This is a genomic window from Adhaeribacter terreus, assembly GCF_042657365.1.
Taxonomy (GTDB): Bacteria; Bacteroidota; Bacteroidia; order Cytophagales; family Hymenobacteraceae; genus Adhaeribacter_A; species Adhaeribacter_A terreus.
Genome location: NZ_JBHSKT010000002.1, coordinates 152,849 through 174,563, shown reverse-complemented (window position 1 = coordinate 174,563; position 21,715 = coordinate 152,849). Strand labels below are relative to the sequence as shown.

Here is a 21,715-nt window from a genome sequence, read left to right as displayed (position 1 = left end):
TAAACCGGAGAATTTGAGTTTTCAACCTGAAACCCTATCGTTTTGGTACTATTAATTCTTAATCATTAATTCATTTCTAATTCTTAATTTTTAATTACTAATAAAATTAAACCAGATAGAAGAAGGTAAAAACAAATACCCACACTAAATCTACAAAGTGCCAGTATAAACCAACTTTCTCAACCATTTCATAATGTCCGCGACGTTCGTACGTACCGTTTACAGTATTAATGAAAATGATGATCAGCAATACAATACCAGACAATACGTGCGTACCGTGGAAACCGGTAATGAAGAAGAACAGGTCAGCAAACAATGGAGGTCCGTATTGGTTTTGAACCAGATTAGCGCCAAAGATCTTTGTGCCATCAATCAGGGTCATACCGGCATCCGTACCATGAATAAAGTGGGTCCATTCCCATGCCTGGCTACCAATAAAGCAGGTACCAAATAAAATAGTCCATAATAACCATTTCTGAACATCTTTTTGATCCATACGATGACCAGCTTCCACTGCAAGTACCATGGTTACCGAACTTAAAATCAGGATCATGGTCATCAAAGCTACGAAAGCTAGTGGCAGATCCATACCGTGTAAACCAGGGAAAGCATTGAATACTTTATCAGGAACAGGCCAGTAATCTAAAGAAAATTTAAAGGTATCGTGGCTTCCGGTAAAAGCATGGTGACTGTGACGGATAAAGCCATAAGTGGTAAGAAAAGCCGCAAAGGTGAAGGTATCCGATAAAAGGAAAAACCACATCATTAGCTTTCCGTAGCTGGCCTTGAATGGCTCGTTGCCGCCGTCCCAGGTTCCTGTGCGTGGCTGCTCCAGTGTTGTTGTGTTCATAGTTTAGTAATTCGTATTCGTTTTAAAATTTTATGTTTTACGGCTGTTAATTATTTAAAGATGGTTAAAAAAACGTAAAGATAAATCCAGAGTCCTCCTAAAAAATGCCAATACGTAGTGCATAATTCTATGCTCAGCATATTTTTAGCATGTACCTTAAATTTAAAGGTCGAAAGTAATATAATCAAAAGGAAAACTAAACCGGTGATCAGGTGAAAACCATGCACGCCGGTTAATACATAAATAAAAGAGCCGGAAGGATTAGCATTATTCCCCCCAAAAAAGATCTTATTCGCAACCAGGTCTTCCCACACAAACCATTGACCGGCCAGAAAAACGATACCCAATGCAAAAGTAAGAAACAAAGTAAATTTTAGAGTACCAAATTTATCTTTTTTAGCCGCAAAATAAGCAATTTGCATGGCAACACTGCTTAACGCAATAACAATTGTATTCCAAAGCAAACCAGCCGGAAATTCGAATTCCTGCCAGTTACCTTCTGAACGACGTACGATGTAAGCACTGGTAAAAGCTGCAAACAACATAATGACACTTACGATCAAAAGCCAGGTAAGCATTCTGAGCGGAAGCGTTCTGTCAACAGGTTTCGCAGCAAAATTTGCCGCTAATGTATGATCTAAAGATTGAGACATCATGGTCATTAAATTTTATCTAAAACATAAGCAATCTGCACGATCGGCAAGTATAAAAACGAACCAAACATAATATTCATAGCTGCTTTCTTGGAACAGGTTTGCATTAAGTAAAGCGTCTGCATTAGAAATAGAACCCCGCAAACTACTGCAATTATGGCTGAAGTTTTTCCCGTCATTCCTAACTGTAGCGGCAACATTCCCAAAGGAATTAGAAGCAGCGTATAGATCATGATCTGAAAAGCCGTTTTCAGGTTCTTTCCTCCTGCCATGGGCAGCATTTTAAACCCTGCTTTTTTATAATCATCATCCAACACCCAGGCAATTGCCCAGAAATGCGGAAACTGCCAGATAAATTGAATTCCGAACAACACCCAGGCTTCAGTAGAAAGAACGCCGGTTGCTGCCACCCAGCCAATCAGGGGAGGAAAAGCACCAGGAAATGCACCTACAAATACACAGATCGGAGAAATACGTTTAAGCGGTGTATAAACAAAACCGTAAAGAATCAGGGAAAGCAGAGAAAAAACGGCGCTGATGAGGTTAAAATTCACAGCCATTAATACGGAGCCGCTTACAGCAAGAAAAATGCAAAATATAGCGGCTTCTTTTCTGGAAAGAGCGTTGGTTGGTAACGGTCTTTTAGCAGTCCGCTTCATCAACTTATCATGGTCTTTCTCAATGATCTGGTTGATAATGTTTGCAGCTCCCGTAACCAGTAAGCCACCGATCACAACAAGAAAAACCTGGAACCAATCTCTTTCCGGGCTACCAAGCAAATAACCGATCGCACAGGAAAAAGCGATTGTAAGAGACAATCGGAACTTCAATAATTGAAAATAAGCGATTGCTTTATGTCCAAAACCTGAAACGGAAACTTCCTCTTCTATTCGCTGCGTCAACATATCTTTCTCTTGGGCTCTACCGGCATTTCTGCAATAAATTTCGTGGCGTAAAATTACGTTATAAAATTGTAAATCTGAACTCTTTACTGCAAACAATCCATTAAAAATCCCTACCGGTTTAAATATTACAACAGTATTTCAAAAAACTTACTATTAAGATCGAAGCAACCGGGTAATACCAATGAACTATTATACAATCTGCAAAATAAGCATGTTCACTGACCTGCTTCAGGTACATGCTCAATCCAATACAATCCGCTAAAACGGTACGCTTCCAAGCCTAAAAAGTCAATGGTAAAAAACAATAACCTCAAATGCTAGAATTAACCAACTGTCCAGACAATTACCGAAAAACGGTATGCTTTTTACCTCTAAAAGTCAGAAAACCGAAAGCCCATTCAGTCAAATGACAGACTTCGAAACAAGTTCAAAGTCTGTCATTCGCTTAAAAATTCAATAAAATGCCTGAAGGATTATTCAAAATCTCTTTCGTTTGGCAGGTTAGAAGACTCCGTTTGTGAGAACGGTACCGTTTGCGGAATAAAGTCTTCGGCTGCACCCGGCTTGCTGTAATCATATGGCCAACGATAAACAGCTGGAATTTCGCCCGGCCAGTTTCCGTGACCCGGAATAACCGGAGTAGTCCACTCAAGCGTATTTGAGTGCCATGGGTTCATGCTTGCGCGTCTGCCACGGAAAATGCTGTAAATAAAGTTAAATAGGAAAATAAACTGTCCTAAGAACGCCAGGATAGCCGCCGCACTAATGAATGTATTCAGGTCAGCAAACTGAGAAAAAGTTTCAAAAGCGGTGAATGAATAATAACGACGTGGGAAACCAGCAATACCCACATAGTGCATTGGAATAAATACCAGATAAACACCTAAGAAAGTTAACCAGAAGTGAACATATCCCAGTTTCTCATCCATCATCCGGCCGAACATTTTAGGGAACCAGTGGTAAACGCCACAGAACATACCGAAGAAAGCAGCACTACCCATTACTAAGTGGAAGTGAGCTACTACGAAATAAGTGTTGTGTAACTGAATATCTACAGCTGAGTTACCCAGCAAAATACCCGTCAGACCACCGGAAATGAAGATCGATACGAAACCAATAGCATAAAGCATGGCCGTAGTGAAGACGATATTACCACGCCACAGCGTTGCCAGCCAGTTAAATACTTTAACCGCCGAAGGAACCGCAATAATCAGCGTTAAGAACATGAATACCGAGCCTAGGAACGGATTCATCCCTGATACGAACATGTGGTGAGCCCATACAACCAGAGAAAGTACCGCAATACCGAAAATAGAACCGATCATAGCACGGTAACCGAAAATTGGCTTACGGGCGTTGGTCGCTAATACTTCCGATACGATACCCATAGCAGGAAGAATTACGATATAAACTTCCGGGTGACCCAGGAACCAGAATAAGTGCTGGAATAAGATCGGGCTACCACCAGTGTTTGATAAAGCCTGACCGGCAACATAGATATCAGATAGATAGAAACTGGTACCAAAGCTACGGTCAAAAATAAGTAATAACGCTGCTGCGAATAAAACCGGGAAAGAAAGCAAACCTAAAACTGCGGTAAGGAAGAAAGCCCAGATTGTTAAAGGCATCTTCGTCATAGACATACCGCGGGTACGCAAGTTAATTACGGTAGTAATATAGTTTACGCCACCCAATAACTGTGAAATAATGAACAAAGCCATTGAGATCAGCCAGTAGGTCATACCTGCACCCGAACCTGGCATAGCCTGAGGCAAAGCACTTAATGGCGGGTAAATCGTCCAGCCAGCTGCAGCTGGGCCAGTTTGCAGGAACAAGGAAAAGAACATGATAATGCTGGACAGGAAGAAGAACCAGAAAGAAAGCATGTTCATAAAACCGGAAGCCATATCACGGGCACCGATCTGTAACGGAATCAGGAAATTACTGAAAGTACCGCTCAAACCAGCAGTTAATACGAAGAATACCATGATGGTACCGTGCATCGTAACCAAAGCCAGGAAAAACTCAGGGTTAAGTTTACCACCTTCAACCCACTGTCCAAGAATTGGCTCTAACCATGAGAAAGATGCTTCAGGCCAGCCTAACTGAATTCTGAATAAACTTGATAAAGAACCACCAATGAAAGCCCAGAAAATACCCATGATCAGGAATTGCTTGGCAATCATTTTATGATCCTGGCTGAAGACGTATTTGAAAAGCCAGTGCTCATCGTGATGATCATCATGCTCATGATGAGCATGTGCCGCGTGCACGTCTGTATCTGCTGTAATATTTGTATTCGCCATAATACTTGTAATTATTTCTTATAAAGTAGCTTCTTCCTTAACAATTTCTTCTGCATTCTCAGCAGCTTTATCGCCAGGTGTTTCAGTTTCTATTGCCGGTGCAGCTTTTAAAGCTGGCACAGAGCCTTTCATGTTAGTCAATAAATCTGGGTTCGACTCAATGAAAGATTTCTGTTTAGCAACCCAAGCTTCGTAATCTTCCGGCTCATCTACCACGATCACTGCGCGCATTGCAAAGTGACCACGTCCGCAGATCTGGTTACAAACCAATTCGTATTTAAAATCAGGATTTCCAACTTCGTTTGCCATATCTGCTGTAGATTTAGTAGGTACTAACCAGAATTTAGTTGGCATACCTGGTACAGCGTGCATTTGGGCGCGGAAATATGGAATGTAGAAACTGTGCGTTACATCGCGTGATCTGATTTTGAACAGAACCGGCTTGCCTTTCGGAATATGGATCTCATTCACAATGAAATCGTCCATTGAAGCCTTATCTGAAAAGTCCATACCAAGTTCGTTGGTACCATCGATCAGCGTGTGCTTTACTTTTCCAAGTTTGTTATCAGCACCAGGGTAACGAACCATCCAGTTAAATTGCTTACCAACAACTTCAACAACAACAGCATCTTCAGGAGCAGGATTGGTAATAGTAGTCCAGGTTTTCCAGCCTCTGAAAACCAATATAGCCATTACAATTGCTGGAATAACTGTCCAGAAAATTTCAAGCTTATTGTTGTGCGGGAAAAAGTAAGCGCGCTTGTCATCGCGGTGCTGGAATTTGTAAGAATACCAGAAAAGTAATATTTGGGTAATTACAAACACAATACCCAAAATCACCATGGTCAGCCAGAACATTTCATCTATCCATACACCGTGTTCAGATGCAACCGGAAGAATAAATTTATCCTGATCTTTAACCCAGGACCAAATAAATGCAGCGCCGCCAACCAACAGGAATAACAGCATTAATAATGCATTTACTTTATTGCTATGGCTAACGCGTTTTTGCGAACTACCCGTAAAAATGGAAGCCAGAGTCTGAATTCTAAACAGTAAAACTAATACCACTACTACTAAGAGTACTGATATGGCTACAGCTAAGTTAATCATTATATATCGCTTTAAATCTTATTCTAAACGTGATGATGGATACTTTCTTCCAGGAATGGGTGATTAACCGGAACAAGCGAAGCACTGGTAAGGCCTTTGGTGAAACGAACCAGGAATAAACCTAAGAACGTTAATGCAGTACCCAGTTCAATCAAGCCGAAACCGCTTTCGCCACGTAAAGTACCAGGCATAATCATCAGGTAGAAATCTAACCAGTGACCAAACAGAACCACTATACATACAATTTTCAGCATGATCATCTGACGCTTAGCATCACGAGTCATTAATACCAGGAATGGGAAAGCGAAGTTTACAACCAGGTTCGTGAAGAAGATCCAGGTATAATGTCCGCCATAACCTCCTAAGCGTTCGGTAAAGTAACCAACTTCTTCCGGCATGTTTGCATACCAAATCAACATAAACTGTGAGAACCAAACATATGTCCAGAAAATACTGAAAGCAAACACAAATTTACCAAGGTCATGTAAGTGGTTAGCATTAACCATTTTCATGTAACCAGCCTGCTTCAACAGAATTACAGTAAGCGTAGTAGCAGCTAAACCAGAAATAAACCAGCTTGCAAATACATACCAGCCAAACATGGTAGAGAACCAGTGCGTATCAATTGAAAGTACCCAATCCCAGGCTGATAATGATGAAGTCACACCAAATACTACCAGGAACATTGCAGAAATACGGATGCTTTTATCGTAATAAGTTAAACCTCCATTAAGATCTTCTGCAACAGATTGCTTACGTAACCACCAGGCAAAAAAGATCCAGAGAACGAAATATGCAACCATCCGGATCGCGTAAAAAGGCAAGTTCAGGAAACCTGCTTTACCAGCAATAATTGGATCGTAATTTTCATGACCTACTTCATATAAAGTATGGTCTGTCCAGTGAAAAAGTGGGTTGTGACCTGTAAAAACAATTGGTAAAAGAAATACCAGGATCATAATCACCCCACCAACAGGAAGGAAATATGCTAAAGCTTCTAAAACACGCTTAATCAATACAGACCAACCGGCATAAGCTACATACTGTACTGTAGTAAAAAACAAACCTACTACTGCAATACCTGTGAAATAAACGCTGTTTAACCAAAGGTTGGACATCAAACGTTCGTACCAGGTAACTGCATGATGGCCCGAAGCCGCTGCCCCATGAGCATCGTGATGCGCAGGACCTGCCGTCATCATTAATATTACACCAAGCACCAAGAGTACAAGCCCCAGACCGATCATCATCAGGAACCGGTTACTTGTCTTTTTTGGAATAATGAGTCTTTCTTCTGCAATCATTATTAAAATCGTTTATCCTTCTAATTACTTAACTGGGTTAGTAGATTCATTGGAATTTACATCCGCAGAAGCATTTGTTTTATCAGCAGAACCAGCCTGATCAACACTTTCAGCTGGAGCACCTTCGCCTTGAATTACCTGTTTTACATACATGGCAATTTTCCAACGTTCTTCAGGATTCACCTGCGTGTTGTGTGGCATCATCCGACCTTTTCCTTTGGTAATTACCTGGTAAATATGGCTTTCAGATTTTACTTTGATACCGGCGGAAGTAAGGTTTGCAACACCTTTAAACTTAGGAGCAACTAAACCATCACCTGCACCACTTTCACCGTGGCAGTGGGCACACATGCGTGTATAAAGAATCTTACCATCTTCAAGAACAGCAGCGTTAGAGTGCACTGGATTTACCAGGCCAGCTCCCATTACATCCATATTACTTGAATCTGCAGAATGGTCGATAAATGCCATTTTCCCGCGAGCAATAGTGTTACGAGCCGGAACCCGCATATTCATACCACCCGGATTATATTTATTATCTTCCTCTTGCTTTAGCGATTCGTATGGGATAGAATTATACATTTGGGGTGCATATTCCGAACCCGGATCGTTACTCATATCACGGTCAGCTTGCGCATTAATATCGCAGGCAACCATTAAAACAGAAGAAAAAAGAATAGCAGATACCTGGAGGCCTGTTTTATAAAACTTATTCATTATGCTATTACCTCCTTCTCGTTAACTTCTACTGCACCATTCGTGCGGAGCAGGTTGCTTAATTGTGCCATATCCGTTTTTCCTTCTTTTACTTCAATAGCCATTACAAATTTATCATCTGTTGAGCGGGGATCCATTACCGGCGTATTAATTTTAGGATACAACCCGGATATAGTCAGGAATGTGATTACCATACCATGAGCAGTAAAGAAAACAGTAAGCTCAAAAGAAACCGGAATAAATGCCGGTAATGCAATATGTGGTTTACCACCGATAATCATTGGCCAGTCAACACCTAATGTGTAGATCTGTAACCATAAGGCGAAAGCCAGACCGCAGCAACCTAAAAAGAAGGCTGCTATAGGTAATTTTGAACGTTCAATGCCTAAAGCATCATCTATACCGTGGATCGGAAACGGCGTATAGCATTCGTAAATTTTTGTTCCGGCAGCCCTTACATTCGGTATCGCGTGAAGCAAAACTTCTTCATCATCGAAAACGCCGAGGACATATTTTTTATTAGTCATGTTTTGGATGGTTAATGTGTTGAGGGTCGTTAGCATGCATCGAGGTATGATGCGTTGGATGTGCAACGCCGGAAGATGATTTCAGGATTGTTTTAACTTCAAACATGTTAATTACCGGGAAATATTTAGCAAATAACAGGAACAAAGTAAAGAATAAGCCCATGGTACCAACGTATACTCCAATATCAATAATAGTTGGAGAGAACATTGCCCAGCTCGAAGGCAGGTAATCGCGGTGAAGCGAAGTAACGATAATTACGAAACGCTCGAACCACATACCAATATTCACGAAGATCGAAATGATAAAGGTTGCTGTTAAGCTCCGACGGATAGAACGGAACCAGAATAGCTGAGGCGTAATTACGTTACAGGTCATCATGCTCCAGTATGCCCACCAGTAAGGACCAGTTGCCCGGTTAATGAAAGCATATTGTTCGTATTCTACACCTGAGTACCAAGCAATAAAGAATTCAGTAATATAAGCTACACCTACAATCGAACCGGTAAGGATAATTACCTTGTTCATTGACTCTACGTGTTCCAAAGTAATATAATCTTCCAGTTTGAAAGTTTTACGCGTGATGATCATCAGCGTAAGTACCATTGCGAAACCTGAGAAGATCGCACCCGCAACGAAGTAAGGAGGGAAAATTGTAGTGTGCCAGCCTGGAATAACTGAAGTTGCAAAGTCCATTGATACAATTGTGTGAACCGAAAGTACCAGTGGTGTAGAAACACCTGCTAAGATCAGGGAAACTGTTTCGTAGCGAGACCAGTGTTTGGCTGAACCTACCCAGCCTAAGCTAAGCATACCATAAACAGTTTTAGCAATTGGTCCTTTTGCACGGTCACGAATAGTAGCGAAATCAGGAACTAAACCAATATACCAGAATACTAATGATACTGAAAAGTAAGTTGAGATCGCAAAAACGTCCCAAAGCAGCGGGGAGTTAAAGTTTGCCCACAGAGAACCAAAAGTATTTGGTAAAGGAAGTACCCAGTAAGCTAACCATGGCCGGCCCATGTGAAGTACTGGGAACATCGCTGCACAGATAACCGCAAAAATGGTCATCGCTTCTGCTGCGCGGTTAATAGAGCTTCTCCATTTCTGACGGAAAAGCAAAAGGATAGCAGAAATAAGAGTACCTGCGTGACCAATACCTACCCACCATACGAAGTTGGTAATATCCCAGGCCCAGCCTACGGTTTTATTCAAACCCCACTCCCCGATTCCATACCAAAGGGTGCGGTAAACGGAATAAATGAAAACGCCCAGGAAAAACAGCGATACGGCCAGGGCGGCAGCCCAGCGCATATTCGGCTTCGACTCTACGTGACGACTAATGTCGTGCGTAATGTCATGGTACGTTTTCCCGCCGGTTACTAAAGGCTCTCTTATAGGAGATACGTGCTGCATAATTCTATAATTAAGTAATCTAAGCTAGGTTTCTGATTTTAGTTAAATAACTGATATTCGGCTGTGTGTTGATCTCTTCCAGAACAGTGAAAGCTCTTTCGCCTTGCTCGCGTGCCATAATCTGACGAACCTGGCTGTTTGGGTCTTTCAGGTCACCGAAAACAATTGCATTAGTAGGGCAAGACTGGGCACAAGCAGTTACAACTTCGCCATCTTTCACGCGACGCTTTTCTTTCTTAGCATCCAGCTTACCAGCCTGAATACGCTGCACGCAGAATGAGCATTTCTCCATTACACCACGCGCACGTACCGTTACATCCGGATTCAGAACCATACGGCCTAAATCTGTAGTTTGCGGAGTGTTTACGTCAGTAAACTTCTCATTATCAGGGTAAGAGAACCAGTTGAAACGACGAACTTTATATGGACAGTTGTTTGCGCAATAACGGGTACCTACACAACGGTTATAAGTCATCTGATTCAAACCTTCAGTGCTGTGCGTAGTTGCTAATACCGGGCAAACTGTTTCACAAGGAGCATGATTACAATGCTGGCAAAGCATTGGTTGGAAAATAACTGAAGGGTTCTCAGCAGGGTTTTCCATTTCAGTAAAGCCATCTTCACGAGTAGCATCGGTGCTGTAATAACGGTCAATCCGCATCCAGTGCATTTCACGACGGTTGATTACTTCCTGTCTACCTACAATGGCTACGTTGTTCTCAACATTACAACCAATTACGCAGCTACCACAACCAATACAAGAGTTAAGGTCAATAACCATACCCCAGTGGTGATCTTTGTATTCGTAATCCTGCCACAGCGATACGGCAGCCGGTTTTTTAGGACCAGCAGGAGTAGCAATCTTAACGTATTCAGTTACTGATTTAGGATCTTTTTTGTATTTATCCAAAGTAGATTCCTGCACTACAATACGGCCCATCACCGTCTGGTGAGTTTGGGTTTGTGCGATCTCTCTGCTTCCACCCACTTTATCTAAAGAGACAATATTGTTATAAACAACACTTTCTTTTGTTACTGTAGCTAACGGGTAAACATTCCCGCCAAGATTATCGGCAACTTTACCAGCTAGTTTACGGCCGTAACCAATTGCAACACCAACAGTATTTTTTGCCTGACCTGGCTGAATAAGCGCTGGTAAGGTTACTGATTGACCGTTACGGGCAGTTAATTTAATTAAATCACCTTGTTCGATCTCCTTTTCTTTCGCCATGGAAATCGGAATAGTTACATAGTTATCCCAGGTAGCTTTAGTGATCGGATCTGGTAATTCCTGTAGCCAAGGGTTATTAGCTTCAATTGAACCAGTACCTAAACCAACTTTTTCGTAAATAGCTAATTCGATTCCGCTCTGAGCACCTTTTAACGCTGCACCTACAGAAGCTGCTTCTACTGCCGTTACATTCGGCATTGCCTGGCCAGTAGTCGTTACATTTTCAAGAACACCGTCATGAACTGCTTTGTCCCAACCTGAACCGCCACCAGTAAAACCAGACCAGTTATTTTTCAGGTAAGTATAGTAATCGGTATTGTTACCACTCCACTTCAGCAGGGATTCCTGCGCCTGACGGGTTTTGAAAATAGGAGAAATAGCCGGCTGTGATAAGCTTAAGAAGCCTTTCTTCGGTTCGTAGTCATTCCAGCTTTCCAGGAAGTTATTATCAGGGCAGATAAAATCGCAAAGTTTAGCAGTTTCGTTGATGCGGTCTGCAAAAGAAACTTTTAACTCCACATTCTTCAGTCCGTTAACCACGTCTTCAGCCATTGGATGATCGTAAGCCGGGTTAGCTTCGTAGAAGAATGCTGCTCCAATCAGACCATTTTTCATGTCATTGATCAGACGGATCATCTGAGCGTCATCACCCTGACGCAGGTAAGATGGGGCATTGGTATTAATAGTTGTACCTTCTGCACCTAAAGCCTGGTTAATGGCACGAACTAATGTTTGGACACCCTGGTCGTTTGAACCGGCAACTAAAATTGCAGCACCACGAGCAGCTGTTAATTCACTGATAGCTTTATCTAAAGCTTTATTTGAATATGCCGGTGCAGCTAAACCACCTACAATTTTATTGTAGATAGCTGCAACAACTAAAGCTTCTTCTGAAGGTTTGATAGCTACACGAACGTCAGCATTAGAACCAGTAAGCGAGAGGTTGCTCTCGAACTGGAAGTGACGCGACATGTCTGACTTATCTTTTGTGATCTTACGGGTCTGAATATATTGTTTCGCATACTCTACCGGAGAGATCCAGGTACCTAAGAAATCTGCCGCTACGGAAACAATAACTTTTGCTTTGCTGAAATCATAACCCGGAATTACACCATTGTTGGCTTTAACTAAGCCAGATGCAGAATTTGCATCGTAAACAACGTGTTCAAAGCTGTTAGTTTTAGCACCAAATTCTGCAATAGCCTTTTTAGTGGTTGGGCTGATGATAGTAGAAGAAACTAGAACCACTTTGCCTTTTACAGAAGACAAACGTTTCATGATCTCGCTGTCAATATCTTTCCAGTTACTAGCTTTACCAGCTTTCATTGGAGCAGAAAGACGATTATTATCGTAAAGACTCAGCACAGATGCCTGCGCTTTCGCGCTCAGACCGCCTTTAGTAACGCTAGAAAGTGGGTTACCTTCTAATTTGATCGGTCTGCCTTCGCGGGTTTTAACCAATACGCTGTTGTAGTCACCACCCTGGAAATAGGTAGAAGCATACCAGTTAGCAATGCCCGGCTCAACATCTTCTGGTTTATTAAGATAAGGAATTGCTTTACGAACAGGCGCTTCGCAGGATGCCAGAGTAGCCGCAGCCAAACCAAAACCAAGCAATTTCAAGAAATCGCGACGGGGAGCAACTTCCGCCTCCATGGCATCGCTGCCGAAAGTCTCTTTTACCGGAAGGAATTCAGCAAACTCATTATGAGCAGCTTGGGCGAATTCCGGAGTATTATTTAACTCTTCTAATCCTTTCCAGTATTTTTTAGATTCTTGCATACTATATATAGAATTCTCAGATACAGTTTTAAAAATTAATTAGTAATGGCATTTAGAGCACTCTGTACCACCGTTAGATGACACTGTGAATGGTTTGCCGCTATTCTCGCTATCGTGCAGTTTCACGAGGTTATCGTAATAGGCATTGCCTTGCGTATTCAGTGGAGTTTCGCGGTGGCAATTGATACACCAGCCCATGGTAAGCGGAGAATATTGATAAACTACATCCATAGTTTCGATAGGTCCGTGGCAGGTCTGGCATTCTACGCCACCTACTTTGGTATGCTGGGAGTGGTTGAAGTAAGCCAGATCTGGCAGGTTATGAATACGCACCCATTCGATCGGACGATTCTTCTCGATAGCAGTGTAGATCTTTTTGATTTCCGGAGACTCTTTTTTGATCTGGCTGTGGCAGTTCATACAGATGTTTGCCGAAGGGATATTGGCATTTCTGCCTTTATAAACCGAAGTATGGCAGTAGTTACAGTCAATTTTATGATCTCCGGCATGCAGTTTATGCGAGAATGCAATTGGCTGTTTCGGCTGATAATGCTGCTGAACACCTACGCCCATTACTTTATCGAGCGTGATATTTAACAGTGCTACTACAAAAATAGCCAACGCTAAACCACGAACTGCTTTCGATTTCAGGATCTTACCGATATCGAAACGCTGATTCAGCACTTCTTCATCTTCTTCAGACAGCTGACGGTTCTTTTTCAGATAGTTGCTTAATACTGTAGCGATGATAACCAAAGTAATTACCATTACGATAAGCACTACTACCAGAATTACCAGTAACAGATCCAGGTATTTACCTGCTTCGTTGGAAGCACCGGTATCTGCACCTTCAGCGCCTTCTACTGCAGGCTTATCTCCAGGGGCTGCACCACCTTGAGGTGCAGTTTTCACATATGCCAGGATCGATTTGATCTCTTCATCTGACATTGCGAAGCTTGGCATTTGCTGCTTCTGGAATTCGTTAAAGATCTTTACAGCTTCTTTATCGCCGGCTTGCACCATTTTCGATGAATTCCGGATCCAGTTGATCAACCAGGCTTCGGAATGCTTTTTATCAACTCCTCTCAGGGCCGGACCTACCACTACTTCATCTAAAGCATGGCAGGAAGCACAGTTATTTTTAAAGAGAGCATCGCCGGCAGAGGCCAGCGCAGCATCGCCACCGGCTGCAGGAGCAGCGGTTACGCCTTCTTTAGCAACTTCAGCCTGCTCGCCCTGGGCGAAAGCAGTGAACGCGAAGAAGAGGGCAATGAGAAACGAAAAAAGGGGCTTGTACTTCATTCTAAGGGTACAGCTAATCATAGCTTCGATTTGTTATTATTTGGCAACTTGAAACTTCAATACGGGCACAAATCTACTACCCCTTTTTTATTATTCAAACTTAATATTTCTGATTTTTAGCAGCTATTTAATATTGAGCAAAAACAATGAAGTAACAATTTGAAATACAATAATTTACATAGAATCAATTCACTTATTTAGAATGTTTTTAAATTAAAAAATCCTTGTTTTTGAATTGTTTTAAGCGTTTTGATTTTTCATAAAAAGTATTTTCACCGGAATAGTTTTAAAACATTTCAACCCTGTTTTTCGTTATAGCTTGGTTGTGCCCTCCCCTGCCTTTATATATCTTCCGATATTTCTTTCTTACCCTCCACTTTCAATACAACTTCCTTTTTACAGCTTATATATATAAGGAGTAAGCTATAGTTTTGCGGCGAATAAAAACGGTATGGTTTTGCGAAAAAAAAGTAATAGCTTAAGGAAGACCTTTTATTGTTTGCAGAAAATAAAAAAAGCTTTTATCTTTGCACCCTTATAACCATAACCATACACATTTAAATAAAATGGTATTAAAAAATTACGAAACGGTCTTCATTCTGACCCCGTTATTGAACGAGGCTCAGGTGACAGAAACGGTCGAGAAGTTCAGACAGGTGCTTAAGGAAAATGGCGCCGACATTATTCACGAAGAGAACTGGGGCCTTAAAAAACTGGCTTACCCAATTCAGAAGAAATCTACCGGTTTCTATATGCTCGTGGAATTTGCAGCCCCATCTACCATTGTAGATACCCTGGAACTGGCTTACCGCCGCGATGAGCGCGTTGTACGCTTCCTGACAACTGCTCTGGATAAGCACGCTGTTGCTTACAACGAGCGTCGCCGCAATGGTGAAATGAACATGCAAAAAGCTGCAAAACAACAAAAAGAATCACAACCAGCATGAGCTTAGTAAACGAAAGAGTCCACAAACAGGACAATCGCAAAAAATACTGCCGTTTCAAGAAAAACGGTATCCAGTACATCGATTATAAAGATGGTAATTTCTTACTGAAGTTCGTAAACGAGCAAGGTAAAATTTTACCACGTCGTATTACCGGCACCAGCCTGAAATTTCAGCGTCGCGTATCTCAGGCAGTAGCCCGTGCCCGTCACCTGGCAATTTTACCTTACGTAACAGATTCGTTAAAATAAGAAGATCTAAGAGAAATGGAAGTAATTCTGAAAGATGACGTGAAAGGCTTAGGTTTTAAAAACGATATCGTTACTGTAAAACCTGGCTATGGCCGTAACTACCTGATTCCGCAAGGAATGGCTGTTATTGCTGACAAGTCTAATAAAAAAGTAGTGGCTGAGAACATTCGTCAGGCTGCTCACAAAGCTGAAAAGATCAAAACTGAAGCACAGGCTATTGCTGATAAAATTGGCGATATGACCCTGGAAATTCCGGCCCGCGTAGGCGAAACCGGTAAGATCTTCGGTGCTGTAACTACCCTGCAGATCTCTGAAGCCCTGAAAAACAAAGGCATCGACGTTGATCGTAAGAAAATCTCTTTCGACAGCGAAGTTAAAACTGCCGGTGAATACACTGCTTCTATTGTACTGCACAAAGAAGTTAAACACCAGGTTAAATTTAACGTGGTTGCTGAATAAGCATTTACCAGTATAAATAAAAAACGCCCTGTTAAAAAACAGGGCGTTTTTTGTTTTTTAAGGTAACTTTAAGCCGGTTTTATCCGAAAGATTAATAACAGTTTTTTACTTTTACGCCCCGAAACCATACCGTTTGCGCATGAATTTTAGAACCGAATTGCACCCCAAGCCCGCCCCATATAAACTAAACCTGGCTTCGAAAGTAGTTACGGTAGGCTCCTGCTTTTCGGATGTAATAGGCAGCCAACTGGAAAAATACAGGGTTGAAACGCTTAAGAACCCATTTGGCACACTTTTCAACCCGCTTTCGGCTTGTAAATTACTGCAGATCTGCGCCGGTGCCGATGTGGAACTGGCTGAATCTTTTGTAGAAAATAACGGCCGCTGGTATTCCTACGATTTTCATTCTTCCTTTTCAGCCGAAACCGAAGAAGACCTTTATGAGAAGCTTGACGAAGCCATTGTAAAAACCCGTCGCTTCCTGAAGAAAGCCGATGTGTTGATCCTTACGCTGGGCACAGCCAATATTTTCCGGCTGAATATTACCGGCGAAACGGTAGCTAATTGCCACAAATTGCCTGCAGCTAATTTTACGCGCGAAACACTGCTGCCCGAAGAAATTATTACGGCTGTTGCCGAAACGCACAGTTTGCTGCGCGAGCTTAACCCGAATCTGAAACTGGTACTCACGGTTAGCCCGGTACGACATTTAAAAGATACTTTAGAACTGAACAGCGTAAGCAAATCGGTTCTGCGACTGGCCACGCATTTTTTAACGCAAAGCCTGCCCGATATTACTTATTTCCCGGCATACGAATTGCTGCTGGACGATCTGCGCGATTACCGTTTTTACCAGGAAGACCTGCTTCACCCTACCCCTTTAGCTGAAAACTATATCTGGGAGAAATTTACCGGTGCCTACTTTGAAGACAGTTTTATGACTTTTACGGCCGAATGGGATACCGTTTTACGCGCCAAAGCTCACAAACCGTTTCATCCGGAATCAGCTCAACATCAGGCTTTTGTCCAGAATATACTGGAAAAGCTGCAGACCTTGCAGGAAAAAGTAAACGTAACCGATGAAATTGCTTACTTCGAAAACCAGGTTGTAGTCTTGCCGGAGCCAAAAGATGAAGAAGAGGAAGAATTAGAAGAAGCGGCTGCCGAAGAAGAAGTAATTCCAGGATATTTTACTGAAGAAATAGAAGAACAGGAAGCAGAAGAAATTGCTGAATCCAGCCTGTGGGTAGAAACGCCCGAAACCACTGAGCAGGCTGAACAGCGCAAACGCAAGAAAAAGCAGCGCCGCAAAAAGAAAAAGCCGGGAATTACAGAAGACGTTTCACTTTCGGAAGTTGGTTCTGCGGCCGTATCAGAAACGCCTGAAGTTGCAGAAGAACCATCGGAACCTGCGGCAGAATTAGCCGAAATTTTGGCGGATCCGGATCATAACATAGCGCATTACGGCGAAACACTTGCTGAATATCCAATAAAAAGGCCACTTTCAAAATCAGCTAAACGCCGTGAAAGCCGTCGCCGGAAAAAAGCGTTGGAAGCACTTGAACAGGCTAAAGCTGCGCCGATTCAGGAAGAAAATGCACCCGCTTTAACGGAAGAAATTGCCATTCCTGAACAAAGTTTTGCTGCAGAAAACGCTATGGTTTCGGAAGAAAAAACTGTGGGAGTCGCAGTTGAAATACCGGAAGTTAAAGCGGAAGAAATTCCGGAGGAAAAACCTAAGCAGAAAAAGGGCGGCGGCAGGAAAAAGAAAAATGCTTTCCCGGAATTATTTGCTCCGGAAATATCTGCTGAACCTGTTTTAACGGCTGAAGTTCCAGAGGAGAAAACCATTGAAACATTGGCAGAAACATTACCAGAAACTGCATTGGAAAGCGCTAATGAACCAGTTTCGAAAACGGTAGCTAAAAAGACTGCAAAACCCAAGCCCGCTGGTCGCAGAACTAAAACGGTAAAACTCTTTAAATCTGAAGAGACCATTGCTGAAACGATTGCCGTTCCTTTTTTGCCTGCTACGGCATTAGATGAATCGGGAACGATAGCTGTACCATTTTTACCGGTTTCCGAACTGGAAACGCCGGAAACAGCGCCTGCAATTCCTGCAGATAATGGTAAAAAACGGGGACGGCCAGCCAGAACAAAAGCAGCTAAACCTGAAACTTTAGCTGAAAATGTGATAAGTGAGCCGGGAACCAAGTCAGAAAAGCCTGCGAAACCGGTAAAGAAAACTACAGGCCGAACAAAAGCAACCACAGAAAAACCAGCACGGAAGAAAAAGGCCATACCTGAAGCTTAAGCCTTGCAGCCAACAACAAAACCTCACTGTTTTTATAAGCGGTGAGGTTTTTCTTTTTAAAAACGGTATATTTTCGGACCTGAAAAGTAAAAAGCCGTAAAACTATCTGCCCTTAAATTCAGCATTATGCCTCACGCTCAGAAAAAATCCAACCGTTTAATTCACGAATCGAGCCCATATTTGCTGCAGCACGCTTACAACCCAGTAGATTGGTTCCCGTGGGGTAAAGAAGCGCTGGAGAAGGCCAAAAACGAGGATAAACTGATCATTGTGAGTATCGGGTATGCGGCTTGCCACTGGTGCCACGTAATGGAACACCAGAGTTTTGAAAATGAGCAGATAGCAAAGGTAATGAATGAGCGTTACGTGTGCATTAAAGTGGACCGTGAAGAACGGCCGGATGTGGATCAAGTGTACATGGATGCGCTGCAGGCTATGGGTTTGCAGGGCGGCTGGCCGCTGAACGTTTTCCTGAATCCGGAGGCGAAACCTTTTTACGGCGGCACATATTTTCCGCCGGAGCAATGGATCCAGGTGCTGGAAAACGTGGCAAATGCGTACTACAAGCAGCGGGAAGAATTGGATGCTACCGCCGAGCAATTTGTGCAGCACCTGAACGCCGATGAACTGGAAAAATTCGGTTTGCAATTTTCCGAAGAAAGTAGCTTTTCGGAAGAAGAAATGCTGCATTTGTACCGCGCTTTCTGCAAAAAATTCGACCTGAAACTTGGTGGCATGGGCCAGGCACCGAAATTTCCGATGCCGGTCAATTACCAGTTTTTGCTGCGCTATTACTATCATTCCAAAGACGAAAAAGCGCTGAAGCAGCTTCATTTAACGCTCACCGAAATGGCTTACGGCGGTATTTACGACCAGGCCGGCGGCGGTTTTGCACGTTACAGCACCGATGAAAACTGGCTGGTACCACACTTCGAAAAAATGCTTTACGACAACGGCCAACTGGTAAGTTTGTATTCCGAAGCGTACATGGTTACCAAAGATCCGCTTTACAAGGATGTGGTTTATGAAACCATCAATTTTGTGGAGCGCGAACTCATGGACCACGAAGGCGGCTTTTTCTCGAGTTTAGATGCGGATAGCGAAGGCGTGGAAGGTAAATTCTACGTGTTTACCAAAGACGAACTGGCACAGCTTTTAGGCGACGAAGAACCGCTTTTCTCGAAATATTTCAATGTTACGGCCGCCGGGAATTGGGAACACGGCCAGAATATTCTGCACCGGCGCCAGAGCGATGAATATTTTGCGCAGGAAAATGAGCTGGAACTTCCGGTTTTGCAGGAATTGGTGAAGAGTTGGAAGAAAAAGATCCTGCTGGCGCGCATGGAACGCATCCGTCCGGGTCTGGATGATAAAATTTTGCTGGGCTGGAATGCGCTGATGCTGCGTGGTTTAACCGATGCTTACAAAGCTTTCGGCGAAAAGGAGTTTCTGGATTTGGCCATTGTGAACGCGGAATTTCTGCTGCAAAACATGAAGATCGGGCCGCAGCTTTACCGGAATTACAAACGCGGCAACGCCAGCATTCCGGCTTTTCTGGAAGATTATGCGCTTTTTATTAAGGCTCTGATTGGCGTTTACGAAGCGTCTTTCGAAGAAAAATATTTGCTGGAAGCGCAGGCTCTAACTGAATATGTATTGAAGCACTTTTCCGACGAAAAAGACTATCATTTTTACTACACTGACCAAAGTGCCGAAAAACTGATTGCCCGCAAAAAAGAAGTTTTCGACAACGTAATGCCAGCTTCCAACTCAGTAATGGCGCAAAATCTGTGTCAACTCGGTTTATTTTTCGATAAGCCGGAATACACGGAACGCGCCGTAAACATGCTTAAAAAAGTGCAGGAATTGGTGGTGAAAGAACCGGGTTATTTGGCTAATTGGGCTTCGTTTTATTTGCAGCAGTTAAAACCTGCCGCTGAGATTGTGATTGCCGGCACGGAAGCAGAAACATTACGGGAGGAATTAAGCGCGCATTTCTTACCGAATGCCATTCTGGCTGGAAGCGAAAAAACCGAAAGTACTTTACCTTTGCTGGAAGGCCGATTGGATATGAATCTGGAAACGCTGATCTATGTGTGCTTCAATAAAACCTGTCAGTTGCCGGTTAAAACGGTGCCGGAAGCGTTGGCGCAGTTAGATTCACCAGCTAATATGGCTACAAACGCTTTTCCCAATCTTGCTTAAGCATGGAGTACAGATACAAGTCGTGAAAATTGCCATTGAGCAATTCTGCCTGCCGTAAAATGCCTTCTTTGGTAAAACCTAAACGTTCCGGAATAGCCTGACTTTTATGGTTGCTGGTGCCGCATTTTAATTCGATCCGGTTCAGGTTAAGCTCGTTGAAACCGAAGTCAGTGATTTTCCGGCAGGCGATGGTAATAATGCCTTTCCCTTGAAATTTTTCGCCTAACCAATAGCCGATAGCCGCAATTTTATTCTGATGATCGATGTGGTATAGACCGATGTTGCCGGCAATTTTCCCTTCGTGACGGATGAAAAATGCTACCGCCAGTTTATCGGCTACGCGCTGCCGGGCTCCGTTCAGGAAATTCTGGAAGTCGGTAATTTCATTCATGTTTTCTACCCATGGTAGCCAGATCCTTAATTGTTCGCGGTTCTGCTGGATGAGATTGAAAACCGGTTCTGTGTGGTGCTCGGAAAGGGGTTCCAGGGTGGTAGTTTCAGAGATTTGCATAATAGTTTTAACGAACTACTTTAAGTAACATATAAACAAAAGAGGTATAGCTGAAACTATACCTCTTTAAAATGTCAAAAAAACTTAACTATTACAATTTACTGTAATGTTCCTGCTTCCTTAAGCTTAGCATTTACTCTTGAGGCATCTGCCTGAATTTGAGGCCTAATTTTATTCAAAGCATCATTTAATGCATCAGGATAAATTTTTCTACCAGCACTTGTCATTCCGTAACCATAATAAAGAGCCATGGTTGTATTCGACTCTCCAATAGCCGAGTACTTTCCGATTAATTTATTATTCTTATCTAAAATTCTTAACTCAACCTCTAGCTTTAAATTAAACTTACCCATTGGGAACCCAAGTAAATTTGGTGTAAATAAAAATAAACCAGAAACAATTGGATAAAGTGCACCACTTTTAAGTTCAACTACATTCCTTTTCAAAGCAATGTAACCATACTTATCACCATAAGGATCCATTAGATTTTCTTCAACTTCTTGTGTAAAAATTTTCATTTCATCACCACTTGATACGACAGTGGTGTTTGCCATATCTTCCATTCTCTTTTCAAGGGTTAGAAGCTTTGGAGTAATTGGCTCTTTCTTTACAGAAAGCATAGAAGGATCCCATGCTTTACAACTTGTCAATAACAACGAGAATAGAAGAACAATTGAAGATATCTTTTTCATAAAGTTTTATTTTGCCTGTAAATATGGTGCTTTTTGTCTAAACAGAAAAAACATTTTACACCAAAATCATTTATTAGAACTATTCGCCTGAACATAATTAGTTAGTGCTTTAACTATTATTACATCCTAAAAAACATTATCATTTCAAATATGTAAGTTAGTATATTGTAGCATCCATTCCCACAAGGAATTCTCCCCTCCTTTTCCGACCTTTGCAGCGCTGTTTTACTTT

Annotated in this window: 18 protein-coding genes; 5 read left to right on the top strand and 13 right to left on the bottom strand. The window is 42.4% G+C overall.

Annotated features, from left to right (window positions below; all coding sequences use genetic code 11):
• Positions 1-106: 106 nt before the first annotated feature.
• The 11 genes from ACFPIB_RS03700 to ACFPIB_RS03650 form a co-directional block, all read right to left on the bottom strand.
• Positions 107-850 carry a cytochrome c oxidase subunit 3 gene (locus ACFPIB_RS03700; RefSeq protein ID WP_378016081.1) on the bottom strand — a complete coding sequence of 248 codons (744 nt, stop codon included), beginning with the start codon at positions 848-850 and terminating at the stop codon, positions 107-109.
• Positions 851-900: 50 nt separating this feature from the next.
• Entirely contained in the window at positions 901-1,512 is a 612-nt protein-coding gene (locus ACFPIB_RS03695) for a cytochrome c oxidase subunit 3 (RefSeq protein ID WP_378016080.1), read from the bottom strand.
• The gene (gene cyoE, locus ACFPIB_RS03690) at positions 1,512-2,408 is read right to left on the bottom strand and encodes a heme o synthase (RefSeq protein WP_378016079.1); all 897 of its coding nucleotides are present in this window, start codon (positions 2,406-2,408) and stop codon (positions 1,512-1,514) included. Before cyoE ends, ACFPIB_RS03695 begins: the two co-directional genes overlap by 1 nt.
• Before the next feature lie 473 nt (positions 2,409-2,881).
• The gene (locus tag ACFPIB_RS03685; RefSeq protein ID WP_378016078.1) at positions 2,882-4,714 is read right to left on the bottom strand and encodes a cytochrome c oxidase subunit I; all 1,833 of its coding nucleotides are present in this window, start codon (positions 4,712-4,714) and stop codon (positions 2,882-2,884) included.
• A gap of 18 nt (positions 4,715-4,732) precedes the next feature.
• Positions 4,733-5,827, bottom strand: a complete 1,095-nt coding sequence (locus ACFPIB_RS03680) for a cytochrome c oxidase subunit II (protein WP_378016077.1) — start codon at positions 5,825-5,827, stop codon at positions 4,733-4,735.
• A gap of 23 nt (positions 5,828-5,850) precedes the next feature.
• On the bottom strand, positions 5,851-7,077 hold the full coding sequence (locus ACFPIB_RS03675) for a quinol:cytochrome C oxidoreductase (protein ID WP_378016076.1): 1,227 nt from the start codon (positions 7,075-7,077) through the stop codon (positions 5,851-5,853).
• Positions 7,078-7,155: 78 nt separating this feature from the next.
• A complete protein-coding gene (locus tag ACFPIB_RS03670; protein WP_378016075.1) occupies positions 7,156-7,848 on the bottom strand; it encodes a c-type cytochrome in 693 nt (230 codons plus the stop codon).
• Complete coding sequence (locus ACFPIB_RS03665) at positions 7,848-8,375, bottom strand: DUF3341 domain-containing protein (protein WP_378016074.1); 528 nt, start codon at positions 8,373-8,375, stop codon at positions 7,848-7,850. The genes ACFPIB_RS03670 and ACFPIB_RS03665 overlap by 1 nt, the downstream gene beginning before the upstream one ends.
• Positions 8,368-9,792 (bottom strand): NrfD/PsrC family molybdoenzyme membrane anchor subunit, encoded by a 1,425-nt coding sequence (gene nrfD / locus ACFPIB_RS03660; RefSeq protein WP_378016073.1) that lies wholly within the window; start codon positions 9,790-9,792, stop codon positions 8,368-8,370. The genes ACFPIB_RS03665 and nrfD overlap by 8 nt, the downstream gene beginning before the upstream one ends.
• A 19-nt stretch (positions 9,793-9,811) precedes the next feature.
• Positions 9,812-12,805 carry a TAT-variant-translocated molybdopterin oxidoreductase gene (locus ACFPIB_RS03655; protein ID WP_378016072.1) on the bottom strand — a complete coding sequence of 998 codons (2,994 nt, stop codon included), beginning with the start codon at positions 12,803-12,805 and terminating at the stop codon, positions 9,812-9,814.
• A 39-nt stretch (positions 12,806-12,844) separates the two neighbouring features.
• Positions 12,845-14,107, bottom strand: a complete 1,263-nt coding sequence (locus ACFPIB_RS03650) for a c-type cytochrome (RefSeq protein WP_378016071.1) — start codon at positions 14,105-14,107, stop codon at positions 12,845-12,847.
• 566 nt (positions 14,108-14,673) lie between these two features.
• Between ACFPIB_RS03650 and rpsF the strand changes: the two genes are divergently transcribed.
• The 5 genes from rpsF (at position 14,674) to ACFPIB_RS03625 (ending at position 20,280) form a co-directional block, all read left to right on the top strand.
• Positions 14,674-15,054 carry a 30S ribosomal protein S6 gene (gene rpsF / locus ACFPIB_RS03645; protein WP_378016070.1) on the top strand — a complete coding sequence of 127 codons (381 nt, stop codon included), beginning with the start codon at positions 14,674-14,676 and terminating at the stop codon, positions 15,052-15,054.
• The gene (rpsR, locus tag ACFPIB_RS03640; RefSeq protein WP_200505052.1) at positions 15,051-15,302 is read left to right on the top strand and encodes a 30S ribosomal protein S18; all 252 of its coding nucleotides are present in this window, start codon (positions 15,051-15,053) and stop codon (positions 15,300-15,302) included. Before rpsF ends, rpsR begins: the two co-directional genes overlap by 4 nt.
• Before the next feature lie 15 nt (positions 15,303-15,317).
• The gene (gene rplI, locus ACFPIB_RS03635; RefSeq protein ID WP_378016069.1) at positions 15,318-15,761 is read left to right on the top strand and encodes a 50S ribosomal protein L9; all 444 of its coding nucleotides are present in this window, start codon (positions 15,318-15,320) and stop codon (positions 15,759-15,761) included.
• Positions 15,762-15,900: 139 nt separating this feature from the next.
• Complete coding sequence (locus ACFPIB_RS03630) at positions 15,901-18,075, top strand: GSCFA domain-containing protein (RefSeq protein WP_378016068.1); 2,175 nt, start codon at positions 15,901-15,903, stop codon at positions 18,073-18,075.
• Positions 18,076-18,201: 126 nt separating this feature from the next.
• Positions 18,202-20,280, top strand: coding sequence for a thioredoxin domain-containing protein (locus ACFPIB_RS03625; RefSeq protein WP_378016067.1), 2,079 nt, complete (start codon positions 18,202-18,204; stop codon positions 20,278-20,280).
• Here the strand turns inward: ACFPIB_RS03625 and ACFPIB_RS03620 are convergent.
• The gene (locus ACFPIB_RS03620) at positions 20,252-20,791 is read right to left on the bottom strand and encodes a GNAT family N-acetyltransferase (RefSeq protein ID WP_378016066.1); all 540 of its coding nucleotides are present in this window, start codon (positions 20,789-20,791) and stop codon (positions 20,252-20,254) included. The genes ACFPIB_RS03625 and ACFPIB_RS03620 overlap by 29 nt on opposite strands.
• A 98-nt stretch (positions 20,792-20,889) precedes the next feature.
• Positions 20,890-21,483 carry a hypothetical protein gene (locus ACFPIB_RS03615; protein WP_378016065.1) on the bottom strand — a complete coding sequence of 198 codons (594 nt, stop codon included), beginning with the start codon at positions 21,481-21,483 and terminating at the stop codon, positions 20,890-20,892.
• Positions 21,484-21,715 lie beyond the last annotated feature (232 nt).

Coding starts and splice junctions, on each gene's coding strand:
- ACFPIB_RS03675 (WP_378016076.1), bottom strand. CDS start 7,077: ATGATGATCGGTCTGGGGCTTGTACTCTTGGTGCTTGGTGTAATATTA.
- ACFPIB_RS03615 (WP_378016065.1), bottom strand. CDS start 21,483: ATGAAAAAGATATCTTCAATTGTTCTTCTATTCTCGTTGTTATTGACA.
- ACFPIB_RS03625 (WP_378016067.1), top strand. CDS start 18,202: ATGCCTCACGCTCAGAAAAAATCCAACCGTTTAATTCACGAATCGAGC.
- ACFPIB_RS03650 (WP_378016071.1), bottom strand. CDS start 14,107: ATGAAGTACAAGCCCCTTTTTTCGTTTCTCATTGCCCTCTTCTTCGCG.
- ACFPIB_RS03665 (WP_378016074.1), bottom strand. CDS start 8,375: ATGACTAATAAAAAATATGTCCTCGGCGTTTTCGATGATGAAGAAGTT.
- ACFPIB_RS03620 (WP_378016066.1), bottom strand. CDS start 20,791: ATGCAAATCTCTGAAACTACCACCCTGGAACCCCTTTCCGAGCACCAC.
- rpsF (WP_378016070.1), top strand. CDS start 14,674: ATGGTATTAAAAAATTACGAAACGGTCTTCATTCTGACCCCGTTATTG.
- ACFPIB_RS03685 (WP_378016078.1), bottom strand. CDS start 4,714: ATGGCGAATACAAATATTACAGCAGATACAGACGTGCACGCGGCACAT.
- ACFPIB_RS03695 (WP_378016080.1), bottom strand. CDS start 1,512: ATGACCATGATGTCTCAATCTTTAGATCATACATTAGCGGCAAATTTT.
- ACFPIB_RS03655 (WP_378016072.1), bottom strand. CDS start 12,805: ATGCAAGAATCTAAAAAATACTGGAAAGGATTAGAAGAGTTAAATAAT.
- ACFPIB_RS03630 (WP_378016068.1), top strand. CDS start 15,901: ATGAATTTTAGAACCGAATTGCACCCCAAGCCCGCCCCATATAAACTA.
- cyoE (WP_378016079.1), bottom strand. CDS start 2,408: ATGTTGACGCAGCGAATAGAAGAGGAAGTTTCCGTTTCAGGTTTTGGA.
- ACFPIB_RS03670 (WP_378016075.1), bottom strand. CDS start 7,848: ATGAATAAGTTTTATAAAACAGGCCTCCAGGTATCTGCTATTCTTTTT.
- ACFPIB_RS03680 (WP_378016077.1), bottom strand. CDS start 5,827: ATGATTAACTTAGCTGTAGCCATATCAGTACTCTTAGTAGTAGTGGTA.
- ACFPIB_RS03700 (WP_378016081.1), bottom strand. CDS start 850: ATGAACACAACAACACTGGAGCAGCCACGCACAGGAACCTGGGACGGC.
- nrfD (WP_378016073.1), bottom strand. CDS start 9,792: ATGCAGCACGTATCTCCTATAAGAGAGCCTTTAGTAACCGGCGGGAAA.
- rpsR (WP_200505052.1), top strand. CDS start 15,051: ATGAGCTTAGTAAACGAAAGAGTCCACAAACAGGACAATCGCAAAAAA.
- rplI (WP_378016069.1), top strand. CDS start 15,318: ATGGAAGTAATTCTGAAAGATGACGTGAAAGGCTTAGGTTTTAAAAAC.